16 protein-coding genes are annotated in these 13,057 nt (G+C 72.8%); 9 read left to right on the top strand and 7 right to left on the bottom strand.

Features of this window, described 5'->3' with window-relative positions; all coding sequences use genetic code 11:
- Position 1: 1 nt before the first annotated feature.
- Genes H4W80_RS55955 through H4W80_RS55945 form a run of 3 tightly spaced genes read left to right on the top strand, consistent with a single transcriptional unit; the run spans position 2 to position 2,912 of the window.
- The gene (locus tag H4W80_RS55955; RefSeq protein ID WP_318787542.1) at positions 2-1,006 is read left to right on the top strand and encodes an ABC transporter ATP-binding protein; all 1,005 of its coding nucleotides are present in this window, start codon (positions 2-4) and stop codon (positions 1,004-1,006) included.
- Positions 1,003-2,013 (top strand): ABC transporter ATP-binding protein, encoded by a 1,011-nt coding sequence (locus H4W80_RS55950; RefSeq protein ID WP_192792472.1) that lies wholly within the window; start codon positions 1,003-1,005, stop codon positions 2,011-2,013. The genes H4W80_RS55955 and H4W80_RS55950 overlap by 4 nt, the downstream gene beginning before the upstream one ends.
- Positions 2,013-2,912 (top strand): GNAT family N-acetyltransferase, encoded by a 900-nt coding sequence (locus H4W80_RS55945; RefSeq protein WP_225964230.1) that lies wholly within the window; start codon positions 2,013-2,015, stop codon positions 2,910-2,912. Before H4W80_RS55950 ends, H4W80_RS55945 begins: the two co-directional genes overlap by 1 nt.
- A 2-nt stretch (positions 2,913-2,914) precedes the next feature.
- On the opposite strand, the gene H4W80_RS55940 is transcribed toward H4W80_RS55945, so the two are convergent.
- On the bottom strand, positions 2,915-4,027 hold the full coding sequence (locus tag H4W80_RS55940) for an exo-beta-N-acetylmuramidase NamZ family protein (protein WP_192792471.1): 1,113 nt from the start codon (positions 4,025-4,027) through the stop codon (positions 2,915-2,917).
- 58 nt (positions 4,028-4,085) lie between these two features.
- Between H4W80_RS55940 and murQ the strand changes: the two genes are divergently transcribed.
- Genes murQ through H4W80_RS55925 form a run of 3 tightly spaced genes read left to right on the top strand, consistent with a single transcriptional unit; the run spans position 4,086 to position 6,463 of the window.
- On the top strand, positions 4,086-4,985 hold the full coding sequence (murQ, locus tag H4W80_RS55935) for an N-acetylmuramic acid 6-phosphate etherase (RefSeq protein WP_192792470.1): 900 nt from the start codon (positions 4,086-4,088) through the stop codon (positions 4,983-4,985).
- An 11-nt stretch (positions 4,986-4,996) separates the two neighbouring features.
- Positions 4,997-6,070, top strand: coding sequence for a serine hydrolase domain-containing protein (locus H4W80_RS55930; protein ID WP_192792469.1), 1,074 nt, complete (start codon positions 4,997-4,999; stop codon positions 6,068-6,070).
- A 9-nt stretch (positions 6,071-6,079) separates the two neighbouring features.
- Positions 6,080-6,463: a VOC family protein gene (locus tag H4W80_RS55925; protein WP_192792468.1), complete on the top strand. Its 384-nt coding sequence runs from the start codon at positions 6,080-6,082 to the stop codon at positions 6,461-6,463.
- On the opposite strand, the gene H4W80_RS55920 is transcribed toward H4W80_RS55925, so the two are convergent.
- Positions 6,460-7,344 carry a TIGR03619 family F420-dependent LLM class oxidoreductase gene (locus H4W80_RS55920; protein ID WP_192792467.1) on the bottom strand — a complete coding sequence of 295 codons (885 nt, stop codon included), beginning with the start codon at positions 7,342-7,344 and terminating at the stop codon, positions 6,460-6,462. The genes H4W80_RS55925 and H4W80_RS55920 overlap by 4 nt on opposite strands.
- An 18-nt stretch (positions 7,345-7,362) precedes the next feature.
- Between H4W80_RS55920 and H4W80_RS55915 the strand changes: the two genes are divergently transcribed.
- Positions 7,363-8,217, top strand: coding sequence for a phosphotransferase (locus H4W80_RS55915; RefSeq protein WP_192792466.1), 855 nt, complete (start codon positions 7,363-7,365; stop codon positions 8,215-8,217).
- A 58-nt stretch (positions 8,218-8,275) separates the two neighbouring features.
- Entirely contained in the window at positions 8,276-8,533 is a 258-nt protein-coding gene (locus H4W80_RS55910) for a TFIIB-type zinc ribbon-containing protein (protein WP_192792465.1), read from the top strand.
- Positions 8,534-8,607: 74 nt separating this feature from the next.
- On the opposite strand, the gene H4W80_RS55905 is transcribed toward H4W80_RS55910, so the two are convergent.
- From H4W80_RS55905 to H4W80_RS55895, 3 genes are all read right to left on the bottom strand, one after another.
- A complete protein-coding gene (locus tag H4W80_RS55905) occupies positions 8,608-9,588 on the bottom strand; it encodes a hypothetical protein (RefSeq protein ID WP_192792464.1) in 981 nt (326 codons plus the stop codon).
- A 37-nt stretch (positions 9,589-9,625) separates the two neighbouring features.
- Positions 9,626-11,233, bottom strand: coding sequence for an ABC-F family ATP-binding cassette domain-containing protein (locus H4W80_RS55900; RefSeq protein WP_192792463.1), 1,608 nt, complete (start codon positions 11,231-11,233; stop codon positions 9,626-9,628).
- Between the two features lie 230 nt (positions 11,234-11,463).
- Positions 11,464-11,985, bottom strand: a complete 522-nt coding sequence (locus tag H4W80_RS55895; protein ID WP_192792462.1) for a CGNR zinc finger domain-containing protein — start codon at positions 11,983-11,985, stop codon at positions 11,464-11,466.
- A 25-nt stretch (positions 11,986-12,010) separates the two neighbouring features.
- On the opposite strand from H4W80_RS55895, the gene H4W80_RS55890 reads away from it, so the two are divergent.
- On the top strand, positions 12,011-12,199 hold the full coding sequence (locus tag H4W80_RS55890; protein ID WP_192792461.1) for a hypothetical protein: 189 nt from the start codon (positions 12,011-12,013) through the stop codon (positions 12,197-12,199).
- Here the strand turns inward: H4W80_RS55890 and H4W80_RS62200 are convergent.
- Positions 12,178-12,396, bottom strand: a complete 219-nt coding sequence (locus H4W80_RS62200; RefSeq protein WP_225964229.1) for a hypothetical protein — start codon at positions 12,394-12,396, stop codon at positions 12,178-12,180. The two genes, H4W80_RS55890 and H4W80_RS62200, sit on opposite strands and share 22 nt — an antisense overlap.
- Entirely contained in the window at positions 12,393-13,049 is a 657-nt protein-coding gene (locus H4W80_RS55885; protein ID WP_225964228.1) for a CehA/McbA family metallohydrolase, read from the bottom strand. Before H4W80_RS55885 ends, H4W80_RS62200 begins: the two co-directional genes overlap by 4 nt.
- Positions 13,050-13,057 lie beyond the last annotated feature (8 nt).

Below are 13,057 nucleotides of genomic sequence, written 5' to 3'. Positions count from 1 at the left end.
AGTGGCTCAGCAAGCACCGGGAGTGCGCATCGACGGCCTCACGGTCGTCTACAAGACCCCCGCGGGAGAGCTGCCCGCCGTCAGGGACATCACCCTGACCCTGGAGCCGGGCACGATCACCGGCATCGTCGGCGAGTCCGGTTCGGGCAAGTCGACGATGGCCCTGTCGCTGCTCAACGCCGTCCAGCCCCCGGGCAGGATCTCGGCGGGCAGCGTCGAGATCGACGGGCTCGGCGACGTGGTCGGCCTGAAGGGCGAGGACCTGCGCAAGGCCAGGGGCAAGCACATCGGGTACGTGTTCCAGGCCGCCCAGAACTCCCTGAACCCGCTCAAGACGGTCGGCAAGCAGCTGCTCGACCTGGGCCGCTCGCACGGCGTCGAGGACCTGCGCGGGCTGGTGCGGGAGGCCAAGGAGCTGCTGGGCCGGATGGGCCTCGACGGGGCCCGGGTGCTCGACTCGCACCAGCACGAGCTGTCCGGCGGCATGCGCCAGCGGGTCGGCATCATGCTGGCGCTGGTCCTCAACGCCCACCTGGTGGTGCTGGACGAGCCGACGACCGCCCTCGACATGATCACGCAGGCGAACATCCTGAAGATCGTGCGCGAGGTGCACGCGGAGCGCGGCCTGACCACCCTCGTCATCACGCACGACATCGGCGTGGTGGCCGAGGTCGCCGACCGGCTGGCCGTCATGTACGGCGGGCGGCTGGTCGAGCAGGGCCCCACCAGGGAGGTGCTCGGCTCGCCGCGGCACCCGTACACCCGGGGCCTGATCCAGGCCATCCCCCGGCTCGTCGGCGACATCGACGAGGCCAGGGCGCTGCCCGGCCGGCCGCCGACGCTGGCGACCGTGCCGAAGCAGGGGTGCGTGTTCAGGGAGCGCTGCGCGCTGCGCATGGACGTGTGCGACACCGTCGATCCGCTCCCCCAGGCCGATCAGGGCGCCGACGGGTCGAGGGTCGTGGCGTGCCACGCCGTGACCGCGAACGTGAAGGAGCACGCATGATCACCGGGACCGGCGTCGTCAAGACGTTCAAGCAGCGGGGCAAGGTGCTCGGCGCCCGCGAGGTGCGGGCGCTGCGCGGCGTGGACTTCGCGATCCCCAAGGGCGGCGCGGCCTCGTTCATCGGCGAGTCCGGGTGCGGCAAGACCACGCTGGGCCGGATCATCGCCGGGCTGGAGACGTACGACGAGGGCGAGATCGCGATCGACGGCGTCTCCATGTCGCCGCTCAAGCAGAAGCAGCGCCAGCCGCACTTCCGCAAGATCCAGATGATCCACCAGGACCCGTACTCGGCCCTGAACCCGACCAGGACCGTCCACCAGACCCTGTTCGCCCCGCTGTCCCTGCGGGCCGGGCAGACCGGGCGGTCGCGGTCGTGGGTCGAGGAGCGGGCGGCCGAGGTGCTGTCGCTGGTGGGCCTCGACCCGGGCACGGTGCTGTCGCGCTACCCGCACCAGCTGTCCGGCGGCATGCGCCAGCGCGTGGTCATCGCCCGCGCGCTGACCGTCGACCCGGAGATGCTCGTCGCCGACGAGGCCGTCTCCATGATCGACGTGTCGCTGCGGCTGGGCATCCTGGCGCTGCTGAAGGACCTGCGCGAGCGGCTGGGCGTGAGCGTGCTGTTCATCACGCACGACGTGGCCACGGCCCGTTACATCGGCGACGACGGCGAGCTGTACGTCATCTACCGCGGCCAGGTCGTCGAGCGCGGCGCGGTGGACACGGTCATCGCCGACCCCGTCCACCCGTACACGCAGTCGCTGCTGTCGGCGATCCCGGTGCTGCACGGCCTGGAGCAGCCCGGCGAGCAGCCCGTGACGCCGCTGGAGTCGCTGGACGAGAGCCAGGCTGACGAGGGCTGCCTGTTCGCCCGCCGCTGCCCGTTCAGGGGCGAGCGGTGCGAGAGCGAGCGGCCGCTGCTGCAGCTGACCCAAGGGGTGCCGCAGGAGCACGCGTGCTTCTACCCCGAGCGCCGCAGCGTGATCGCCCGCCCGATGAGCGAGGTGTGATGTCCCACGCCGTGCGGACCCTCATGTCCGCCGCCGGATCTGTGAGCGGGGCCGGGGCCGCCGAGGCGGCCGAGGTCGCCGCCGCCGCGCTGACGCTGGACGCCGCGGAGGCCGCCGGCCTGGTCGGCTACCTGGCGCGCCCGCCCGCCGAGCGGCGCTGGAACGCGCTGGCCACCGACGGCGGCGTGGTGATGGCTTCCCTGTCGGCCACGGAGCCGGAGACCGGGCACATCGACCTGCTGGCCGTCCACCCCTCCGCGCAGGGGCAGGGGCGCGGGCGGGCGCTGGTGCGGGCCGCCGAGGAGTGGCTGAGGAGCCAGGGCGCGCGGCAGGCGCGCTTCTCCGGCAACCCGCCGTGCTACGTCTGGCCGGGCATCGACGTCCGCTACACCGCGGCCGCCTGCCTGGCCGAGAGCCTCGGCTACCACCGCTACGACGTCGCCTGGAACATGACGGCCGACCTGAGCGCCGACCTGTCCGTGGAGGACGACCTGCCGCGGCTGGAGCGCTCCGGCGTGCGCGTGCACGCGGCCGGCGACACCGCGGACCACCCGGCCCGCGCGCACGTCGCCGCGTTCGTGCGGGAGCAGTGGAACGAGCGCTGGGCCTGGGAGGCCGCCCACGCGGCCGGCCTGCACTACGCCGAGCGCGACGGTCGCGTCCTGGGCTTCGCCGCCTGGGGCGCCCGGCCGGGCTGGTTCGGGCCCATGGGGACCTCCCCGGACGCCCGCGGGCTCGGCGTCGGACGGGTGCTGCTGCGCAGGTGCCTGGCCGACCAGCGGGCCGCTGGACAGTCCAGCGCCCAGATCGGGTGGGTGGGGCCGTTGCGGTTCTACTCGCACGCCGTGGGCGCGCGAGCGGAACGCGTCTTCTGGCTCTACCGGCGCGATCTGGCGTGATGTCAGTCGTAGATGAGTCGTCCTTCAGGCTTTCCCGGCGGCGGGCACAGGCCCCGGGGGTCCTCGCCGGCGTCCAGGCAGCGGGTCAGGGTGTCGGAGCCCCACAGGTGGTCCATGAACAGGTCGGGGCCCCACCAGCGCAGGTCGTCCGGGTAGAGGGTGCGGGCCGCGTACAGCATGGACAGGCCCGTCAGGACGGGCCTGAACGCCTCGGGGTCGTGCACGTGGAGCTGGACGCCGCGCACGGCGACGCCCGCGTGCTTGTGGAATGTGGGCATGAACCACGTCTCCCTGAACCGCACGCCCGGCAGGTCCAGCGCGGTCAGCGCCGGGGCGAACCTGGCGTCGGCGTACGGGGCGCCGATCAGCTCGAACGGCCTGGTCGTGCCGCGCCCCTCGGAGAAGTTGGTCCCCTCGAACAGGCCCGTGCCCGGGTAGACCAGCGCGGTGTCCGGGGTCGGCATGTTGACCGAGGGCATCACCCAGGGCAGCCCCGTCGCGGCGAACGTCATGTCGCGCCGCCAGCCCTCCATCTCGATCACGAGCAGGTCCACGTCGAACCCGAACAGCATGGCCAGCTCCCCCGCCGTCCTGCCGTGCCGGACCGGCAGCGGGAAGCGGCCCACGAAGCTCGCGAACGCCGGGTCGAGCGCCGGCCCCTCCTCGACGGTCCCGCCCAGCGGGTTGGGCCGGTCCAGGACCACGAACCTCAGGCCGAGCCGGGCGGCCGACGCCATCAGGTCGTACATCGTCCAGACGTAGGTGTAGAAGCGCGTGCCCACGTCGGCGATGTCGAACACGAGCGTGTCCACGCCCGACCCCGCGATCGTCCGGTCGAGCGCCTCGCCCTCGAGCTTGTGCGTGTCGAAGACCGGCAGCCCGGTCCTCTCGTCCACGGAGTCGGCCTCGCTGCCGGCCGCCTGGGCGGTGCCGCGCATGCCGTGCTCGGGGCCGAACAGGGCCGTCAGGTTCAGTCCTGCGGCCAGCAGCGCGTCCGCGGTGGGGGTGAGATCGGGCAGGACTCCGGTGGGGTTCGTGATCAGGCCGAGCCGGGTTCCGCCCGCGAGTGCGGTATCCACGGCCAGCCGTTCGGCTCCGGTGCGTATGTGTGGCATGAAAGCCATTGTCTGAAAGATATTTACAAGTGTGAAGGAGAGGGTGGAAATTAGCGTCATGATTGATCCGCTACCCGAGCTGTCCACCGAGCAGAGCGATCCCCGCTACAGCCAGATCGACCGGCTGCCGACCGAGCAGATCGCCCGGCTCATGAACCAGGCCGACGCCGCCGTGCCCGCCGCCGTCGCGGTGGCCATCCCGGCGATCTCGGCCGCCATCGACGCGATCTCCGCCAGGATGGCAGAGGGCGGCCGGCTGCTGTACGTCGGGGCCGGCACGTCGGGCCGGCTGGCCGTGCTCGACGCCAGCGAGTGCCCGCCCACGTTCGGCACCGATCCGTCGCTGGTGCAGGGCATCATCGCGGGCGGGCCCGAGGCGCTCACCCGGTCGGTCGAGGGAGCGGAGGACGACGCCGAGGCGGGCGCCGCCGCGTTGAAGGACCTGGAGGTGGGACCGCTCGACTCGGTGGTGGGCGTGTCCGCCAGCGGCCGGGCTCCCTTCGTCCTGGGCGCGCTGGCGGAGGCGGCCTCCCGGGGCGCGGTCACCGTCGGCCTGTCGTGCAACGAGGGCGCGCCGCTGTCGGCCGCCGCCGAGCACGCGATCGAGGTGGTCGTGGGACCCGAGGTGGTGACCGGCTCGACCCGGCTCAAGGCGGGCACGGCCCAGAAGCTCGTGCTCAACATGATCTCCACGATCTCGATGGTCAAGCTCGGCCGTACCTACGGCAACAAGATGATCGAGATGTCGGCGATGAACAACAAGCTGGCCGGGCGCGCGCTGCGCATGGTCAGCGACATCACCGGCGCCGACCTGGAGACGGCCGAGACCGCGCTGGACGCGGCCGGCGGGCAGGCGAAGATCGCCGTGCTGATGATCCAGCACGGGCTCGACGCGGAGGGGGCACGAGCGCTGCTGGAGTCGCACGGGGAGCGCCTCAGCGACGCGCTGAGCGGCTGAGGGGAACGGGGATGACCGACCGGCTGGGGGCGGTCCTGGCGGGCGCGGTGCCGCGCGTGTGCGCCGCCGCGGTCGCGCTGATCGCCGTGGACGGCTCCGTGGCCGCCGCGGCCGCCGCCGGCGAGCTCGTACGCTACGCCGACGCCGAGGGGACCCTGGCCGCGCGGCGCCCGCCCGCCGGCCACGACTCGATCTTCGACCTGGCCTCGATCAGCAAGCTCTTCACCACGGCCGTGCTGCTCTCGCTGGCCGAGGAGGGCGCGATCGGCCTGGACGAGCCGGTCGCCGCCTGGATACCGGGGCACGACCCGAGGGTCACGCCGCGCCGCCTGCTCACGCACACGGCGGGCCTGCCCCCGACCCGCCGCATCGACCTGGAGCTGCCCGGCGCGGACGCCTCCGAACGCATGGAGGCCATGCTGCGCACGCCGATCGCCCATCCGGTCGGCGGCCCGTACCTCTACAGCGACGTCGGCCTGGTCGTCGCCGGCCGGGTCGCCGAGCTGGCGGGCGGCGCGCCGCTCGACGCGCTGGTCCGCGCCCGGGTCACGGACGTGCTCGGCCTGCCCGACACCGGCTACCGGCCCACGGCGCTCGCGCGCGTGGCCGCCACCGAGTGGAAGCCGGAGCGGCCCGGGCCGGGCTGCGTGCGCGGGGAGGTCCACGACGAGACGGCGTACGCGCTGGGCGGCGTGGCGGGGCACGCGGGGCTGTTCGCCACGGCCGGGGACCTGCTGGCCTTCGGCGAGGCTCTGCGGCTGTCCGCGATCGGGCGGGGCGGCGCCGTGCTGCGCCCGGAGAGCGTGGCCGAGATGCTGCGCGACCAGGGCGCCGAGGGGGCCGCCTTCCGGCACGGGCTGGGCGTGCGGATCGGCGACCCGGGCATCGTCGGCCCCCTGAGCGGCGCCTTCGGGCACTCCGGCTTCACCGGCACCTCGCTGGTGGTCGATCCCGCCCGCGGGCTGACCGTGGTGCTGCTGACGAACGCCGTCCACCCCGTGCGCGGGCGGGACGGCATCCGCGAGCTGCGCCACGCGGTGGCCGGGGAGGCGCTGCGACTGCGCGAGCTCCAGCCCCTGACGTAGCCTGCAGGTATGTCCGTCCAGCTGAACCACACCATCGTGCAGGCGAAGGACAGGGACGCGACCGCCGCGTTCCTCGTGGACGTCCTCGGCCTGGAGCCCGCGCCCGTGTACGGGCCGTTCCGCGTCGTCTCGCTCGGCAACGGCGTCTCGCTCGACGTCGTCCAGGCGGGTGAGGCCGTGGTGCCGCAGCATTACGCGTTCCTGGTCAGCGAGGAGGAGTTCGACCAGATCTGGGACCGGATCAAGAGCCGCGGCCTGACGTACTGGGCCGATCCGCACCACACGCAGCCGGAGCGGATCAACACCCACGACGGCGGCCGCGGCCTCTACTGGTCCGACCCCGACGGCCACAACCTGGAGATCATCACGGTCCCGTACGGCGGCTGGGGCTAGGGGGCCAGCGCCTCCAGCGCCTCCTCGGCCCGGCGCATCGCCTCCTCGGCGTCGAGCGTGACGAACTCGCGGTCGAAGTTGAGGTCGTGGAAGACGTCCGTCACGCCACTGGCGGCCAGCGCGTCCACGTCGCTCCTGATCTTGTCGTACGTGCCCGTCAGTGGCCGGTCGCCGGCCTCCCGGACCTGCGTGACACCGCGGCAGACGAAGCGGAACGCCGCCGCGTCGCGCCCTGCCTCCGCCATCGTCTCCTTGATCAGCCGCACCCGGCCGGCGATGGCGGACAGGTCCTCCCTGCTGGAGCTCACCCACCCGTCGGCCAGCCGGGCGGCGCGGCGCAGCGCGACCTCCGCGGTGCCGCCCAGCAGGATCGGCGGCGGCCCCGGCACGGGCTTGGGGTCGATGTGGGAGGGCGGCACCCGGTAGAACTCGCCGCGGTGCTCGACCACGTCGTCGGCCCAGGCCTTGCGCAGCACCTCGACGAACTCCTCGCCCCTGCGCCCCCGCCGGTCCATGCCGGCGCCCGCCGCCTCGAACTCCTCCGGCAGCCAGCCCAGCCCGAGCCCCGCCGTGAGCCGCCCGCCGGACACCGTCTGGAGCGTGGCCAGCTGCTTGGCCAGCACGACGGGCTGCACGTACGTGTTGACGACGGCCACGCCGAGCCGGATCCGCTCCGTCACGCCCGCGAGGTGGGCCAGCGTGATCAGCGGGTCGTGGACGCTGCGGTACGTCGGCCCCATCGGGTGCCCGACCGGGTACAGCAGCCGCTGGAACGTCCACAGCTCGTGGTAGCCGAGCTCCTCCGCCCGCCGGGCGACGCGGCGCATGTTCTCCGGGGTCGCCCAAGGGCCTGACTGGGGCACTGCGAAACCGATCCTCATGAGCTCTAGTCTGTACGAGTGGGTCTGGAGGAGGAGCTGGCGGGGATCGCCGGGGCGTACGGGGGGACGGGCGAGCCCGTGCTGCACCCGACGCGCACGGACGTCGTGGTGTTACGCAGGGGCGAGATCGTGGTCAAGGCCCACTCGCGGCGTGACGACGTGGAGTCGTTGCGGATCCGGTTGCGGGGCGCGGCGTCGGCCGCGGTGACCGGCGTGCTGCTGGCCCCGCTCGACCCCGAGGTGCTGCAGGTCGCGGGCCGCGCGGTGACGGTCTGGCCCGCCGGCCGGCCGGTCGCGCAGGAGGACCCGGACTCCGCGCCCTGGGAGGAGGGCGCCAGGCTGCTGGCCAGGCTGCACGCCGTCCCGCTCACCCTGCTGCCCGGCCTGCCCCCCGCCGGCGGGCCCGCGCGGGCCGCCAGGGCGGTGGGCCGGATGACCGGCGACGGCCCGGTGGAGCAGCTCATCAGGCGGACCTTCGAGGAGCTGCCCGAGCCCGACCCGCTGCCCGGCCTGCTCACGCACGGCGACTGGCATCTGGGCCAGCTCGTCCACCGCGACGGCTGGCTGCTCATCGACGTCGACGACCTGGGCGTCGGCGACCCGGCGTGGGACCTGGCCAGGCCGGCCGCCTGGTACGCCGCCGGGCTGCTCGACCCGGCCGTCTGGGAGCGGTTCCTGGGGGCCTACCTGGCCTCCGGCGGGCCCGCGCTCGGCCCGGGCGACGACCCGTGGCGGCGGCTCGACGTGCCCGCCAGGGCGCTGACCGTTCAGCTCGCCGCGGTGGCCGTCGTCAACGCCGAGCGCGACGGCCGGGAACTGGACGAGGTCGAGCATTCGTTAGTCGAGGCGTGCAACAGAATCGTCCGAGCGTGACGGGGTTGCGCGCGGTAGGTTTCAACCTGAGACCTCGAAGCCAAGGAGAGCGAGCTAGATGCAGTGCCCCAAGTGCCGCGGGAACATGCGGACCTATGAGCGCAACGGCGTTCACATCGAGCAGTGCGACAACTGCCGCGGGATCTTCCTCGACTACGGCGAGCTCGAGACGCTGACCCGGATGGAGTCTCAGTACCACACGTCTCCCCCGCCGCCCCCCGCCCCCGGTCCGGCCTGGGGCGCTCCGCACGGCGGCCACTACGGCGGCCACCACCACCGGCAGCGCAGCTGGGTGGGCATGCTGTTCTCCACCTGACCGCGACGAAGGCCGCGCACCGATGGGGTGCGCGGCCTTCGCGCGTTCTACGGGGTCTTCGGGTCTTCGGGGGGTCAGCCCGGGAAGTCGTCGGGGTCCACGGGCGAGGTGCGGGCGTTGCCGCCCGCGATCGCGTGCAGCGTGATCCGCCAGTCGTGCCAGCGGATCTGCGTGGCGGTGAACGTCGTCTTGAACGTCACCGACTTCTGGAACCTCTCGAAGCTGCAGTTCCGCGTGAACGACTTGCTCTTGCCGTCCCAGTCCACGCCGTGCGTGAAGTAGATCTTGTAGCTGCCGTCGCGCACGCCCTTGATCTTGAACTTGGCGTTCTTGCGCACGTACACGCTGAAGGACTTGCTCCCGCCCTTCATGATGGTCACCACGGAGTCGCGGTTGCCGCCGTTGTCGATCTCCAGCGAGCTGCGGCCGTTGAAGGTCGCCCTCTTGATGAACGAGCCGTTCTTCAGCCGCCTGGTCTGCTTCTTGCCGGCCTTCACGCTCACGACGTCGGCCGGGTAGTCGCCGGCGCTCTGCAGGGCCGCGCCCGCCTTGTCGAGCGCGGCCAGCTTGTCGTCGAGGTCGGCGAGGACGGCCGAGGAGGTGCACAGGTTCCGCGCGCCGACCTTGCCGGCCGTGGTGCCCAGCTCTGCGGCGAAGTCGCGCAGGCCGGCCACGTACGCGTCGTGCTGGGGTCGTACGGCGTCGGGCGGGGTGATGGCCGCCAGCGCGTCCGCCGCCCCGCTCAGCGCCTCCTCAGCGCGGCCGACGCGCTGATCCAGGGCCTTGACCCCGCGCGCGCCGGCCAGGGCGCTGATGGCGTCCGCCATCGACTTGTGCCGGCTCTGGAGCTCGCCCTTGTAGGCCTCGGGCGTGAGCGCGGCCGGGCTCGGGGTGCCCGCCACCGTGCCGCCGCCGGCGGGCACGCCGCCGTTGCCGCCGGCCACCCCGCTGACCTTCGGCTCGCCTCCGGTCGGGGACGGTAACGCCGAGGAGCACGCGCCGAGCGTGAGGGTTGCCAGGGCGAGAACACAGGAGATCAACCGGGGTCCAGCCACCTGTCACACTATCGTCCGGTTGATCCCTGCCCGTCAATCAGGATTCGGACAGTCCGGCATTCCGATCCTGTTGCAGCCACCGGGTGATCCCGATCGTCTCCAGGAACGGCACGTCGTGGCTGGCCACCACGAGCGCCCCCCGGTACGCGTTCAGCGCCTGGGAGAGCTGGCGGACGCTGGCCATGTCCAGGTTGTTCGTCGGCTCGTCGAGCAGGAGCAGCTGGGGCGGCGGCTCGGCCGACAGGAGCGCGGCCAGCGTCGCCCGGAAGCGCTCGCCGCCCGACAGCGTGCCGACGGCCTGGTTGACCCGCTCGCCCCTGAACAGGAAGCGCGCCAGGCGGGCCCGGACGTCGTTCACGGAGGCGGACGGGGCCACGGCCCGCACGTTGTCCACCACGCTCAGCGCGTCGTCCAGGAGGTCGAGGCGCTGCGGCAGGTAGCGCACCGGGACGTGGGCGCCGTGCTCGACGATCCGCTTGAGCAGCGTGGTCTTGCCCGAGCCGTTGGGGCCCAGCAACGCGATCCGCTCGGGACCGCGCACCACCAGCGTCTCCAGCACCACGCCTTCACCATCACCTTCCCCTTCCTCACGCCCGGTGCCCGCCCCCCGGGCGAGGGGGAGGGTCAGGACCGTGCGGCCCGCCGGGACCTCGGTGCCCGGCAGCTCGATGCGGATCTCCGCGTCGTCCCGCACCGCCTGCTCCGCCTCCGTCAGCCGCCCCCGCGCCTCCTCCAGCTTCTCGATGGCCAGGTTGCGCTGCTTGCCCGCCGTCACCTGGGCCTTCCGCTTGAGGGCGTTGGCGACGATCTTCGGCGCCTTCTTGTTCTCGAACGCCTTCCGGCCGACCCGCCGGCTCCGGTCGATCCGGGTGCGGGCGTCGATGAGCTCGCGCTGCTGCCGCCGGATCTCGCCCTCCGCGGTCCGTACCATCCGGTGGGCGGCGTCCTGCTCGGCGGCGACCTGCTCCTCGTAGGCGCTCAGGTTGCCCCCGTACATGCGCACGACGCCGTCGCGGAGCTCGGCGATCTGGTCCACCAGCTCCAGCAGCGCGCGGTCGTGGCTGACCACCACCAGCACGCCCGGCCAGGCGGCGACCGCGGCGTAGAGCCGCTCTCGCGCGTCGAGGTCGAGGTTGTTGGTGGGCTCGTCGAGCAGCAGCACCTCGGGCCGTTTCAGCAGCTGGGCGGCCAGCGCGACCATGATGGTCTCGCCGCCGGACAGCGTGCCGACCGTGCGGTCCAGCCCGACGTGGTCCAGCCCGAGCCGGTCGAGCTCCGCCCGGGCGCGTTCCTCGACGTCCCAGTCGTCGCCGACGGCCGCGAAGTGCTCCTCGGCCACGTCCCCGCCCTCGATGGCGTGCAGCGCCGCTCGCGTCGCGCTGATCTCCAGCAGGTCCGACACGGTACGGCCGGCGCCCAGCGGGACGTTCTGCGGCAGGTATCCGATCTCTCCCGAGACGGACACCGATCCGGGCCGGGGGGCCAGCTCCCCCGCGATGATCTTCAGCAGGGTGGACTTGCCCGACCCGTTGGTCCCGATGAGCCCGGTGCGCCCCGCGGGGAACGCGGCGTCGAGCCCGTCGAGCACCTTGGTGCCGTCCGGCCAGCCGAAGGACACGTGATCTACGACAATGAAAAAAGACATAAGGCGGCTCCCGTCACAAAGATCGAAATTTCGTGACTTGGCGGGAATCACCGCAAACGCACGCACACCAGCAGAGGGTCCGGGGCGACGAGGATCGCCAAGAGGTCCAGGTGTGTGCGCGCATGCCCACGACAGGGCGGAACGGCGCGGTGCCCGCGACCTCAGATCCTCACGTCAACTGCCCCCACGGCTCGGCGATAAGACGCCACAAAGCGTATGCGACGCCCCGATCACCTCGCAAGGCCACGCGCCCGATGCGCCGCGACGTTGACCCGGTTGGCGCAGGCCGGAGAGCAGAACCGGCGCCGCCCGTTGCGGGAGGTGTCGACAAAGACGATCTCACACCCGTCGCGGTCGCACCGCCCCAGCCGGTGCCCGCCCGCGAACGACATGGCCATGGCCAGCCCGCCGGCCGTCGTGTCCTTCGCCCGGGACACGACGTCCGCGCTGGGGTCGAAGAAGTGCAGGTGCGGCTCGCGCCCGTCGTGCGCGCTGACGTAGGGCTTGGAGGCGGTGACGTCGAGCAGATCGTTGATCAGCTTGATCTGCGTGTCCTGGTCCCGCTCCCCGAACACCGGCGACAGCCGCCCCACCCACACCCGAAGCTCCTCGGCCTGCTCCGCCGTGACGACGGTGCGAACGAGGCGATGCTCGGTCAGCATCGCCTCGACCGCCCCGGGGCTGAAGTCGGTCGCGTTCACCAGCGCCGCCGCCAGGGCCGCCCCGTTGCCGCCGTAAGCGTTGAAATGCATAAGGCCATTACAGCAGATTGGAAACATGCACTCCAGACACCTGCACGACCCCCTGGCCCTGGCCGTCGTCTCCTCCCACCGCACCTCCGAGGGCACGGTCTCCTACCTGCGGTGTGACTGCGGCGTGTGGGAGGTGCGCACCTCGCGCATGGTCGCCACCGTCCCACCTCGCCGCTGCGGTGTCTCGACGCCTCAGCGCAGCCTGGACCGGTAGACCGCCCCGGCCTGCTCCAGCAGGGACACGTGGTCGCCGAACTGGTAGGCGCCGGCCAGGCGGCCGTGCTGCCTGACGAGCTCCTCCAGCAGGTCGAGCCACTCCAGGCACCACACGACGTCCTCCCGCCGGGCGACCCGCCACCCGTCCACCTCCACGTAGACGGGGCTGGTCAGGGCGTACCCGGTGGAGGTCATCGTGCGGGGGTGCTCGTCGCACACTCCGCCGTGCGGATGCGCACCGCCGCGACCTCGGGGCCGACGGCGGTGGCCGTGACGCGGACGCGCTGCCCCTCGCGGGCCTGGAGCACGTGGCCCGGGCCGTGGCCGGCCACCGACAGCTCCAGCCAGGGGCCGGTGGTGGCGAACGTCCGGCCCGCGCGTACGGCCGCCGCGAACGACCTGGCGGTCAGCGCGCCCTCGACCTGGGCGTAGACGCGGGCCCAGCCGGGCGGGTTCGACTGGTTGCCGGAGCGGGCGAAGGAGATCATCGCATCCGTGCCCGCGGTCACGGCGAGCCGGTCGCCCGCCCCGATCAGCCGCCGGTACACCGCATCCGTGCCCGCGGTCACGGCGAGCCGGTCGCGCGCCCCGATCAGCCGCCGGTACACCGCCGCCGTGGACGGGATCGAGGCGTGCGTGAGCACGTCGAGGCTGTCCACGGGCCCGAACGCGACGTCGGCGTCCGCGGGCCCGCCGACGAGGTCTCCCGCGCAGTTGAGGTGTTCGTGCATGTCGCCGCCGTACCAGCCGCGCGCGGCCGCGTCGTAGATGCGCCGCGGGGCGAGCTCGGTCAGGCGCTCCTCACGCGGCCCCGGTTCGAGCTCGACCGTGGCTTCGCCGTACTCCATGCCCCGGA

This window comes from Nonomuraea angiospora, from assembly GCF_014873145.1.
In the GTDB taxonomy this organism is placed as follows: Bacteria; Actinomycetota; Actinomycetes; order Streptosporangiales; family Streptosporangiaceae; genus Nonomuraea; species Nonomuraea angiospora.
Note: the sequence above shows the minus strand (reverse complement) of the source record. Positions and strands in the feature narration are given on the sequence as shown.

Bases quoted from the DNA above. Each gene is read 5' to 3' on its own strand.
- H4W80_RS55920 (WP_192792467.1), bottom strand. From the start codon at position 7,344: ATGAGGATCGGTTTCGCAGTGCCCCAGTCAGGCCCTTGGGCGACCCCG.
- H4W80_RS55910 (WP_192792465.1), top strand. From the start codon at position 8,276: ATGCAGTGCCCCAAGTGCCGCGGGAACATGCGGACCTATGAGCGCAAC.
- H4W80_RS55895 (WP_192792462.1), bottom strand. From the start codon at position 11,985: ATGCATTTCAACGCTTACGGCGGCAACGGGGCGGCCCTGGCGGCGGCG.
- H4W80_RS55890 (WP_192792461.1), top strand. From the start codon at position 12,011: ATGCACTCCAGACACCTGCACGACCCCCTGGCCCTGGCCGTCGTCTCC.
- H4W80_RS62200 (WP_225964229.1), bottom strand. From the start codon at position 12,396: ATGACCTCCACCGGGTACGCCCTGACCAGCCCCGTCTACGTGGAGGTG.
- murQ (WP_192792470.1), top strand. From the start codon at position 4,086: ATGATTGATCCGCTACCCGAGCTGTCCACCGAGCAGAGCGATCCCCGC.
- H4W80_RS55925 (WP_192792468.1), top strand. From the start codon at position 6,080: ATGTCCGTCCAGCTGAACCACACCATCGTGCAGGCGAAGGACAGGGAC.
- H4W80_RS55930 (WP_192792469.1), top strand. From the start codon at position 4,997: ATGACCGACCGGCTGGGGGCGGTCCTGGCGGGCGCGGTGCCGCGCGTG.
- H4W80_RS55950 (WP_192792472.1), top strand. From the start codon at position 1,003: ATGATCACCGGGACCGGCGTCGTCAAGACGTTCAAGCAGCGGGGCAAG.
- H4W80_RS55900 (WP_192792463.1), bottom strand. From the start codon at position 11,233: ATGTCTTTTTTCATTGTCGTAGATCACGTGTCCTTCGGCTGGCCGGAC.
- H4W80_RS55945 (WP_225964230.1), top strand. From the start codon at position 2,013: ATGTCCCACGCCGTGCGGACCCTCATGTCCGCCGCCGGATCTGTGAGC.
- H4W80_RS55940 (WP_192792471.1), bottom strand. From the start codon at position 4,027: ATGCCACACATACGCACCGGAGCCGAACGGCTGGCCGTGGATACCGCA.
- H4W80_RS55885 (WP_225964228.1), bottom strand. From the start codon at position 13,049: ATGGAGTACGGCGAAGCCACGGTCGAGCTCGAACCGGGGCCGCGTGAG.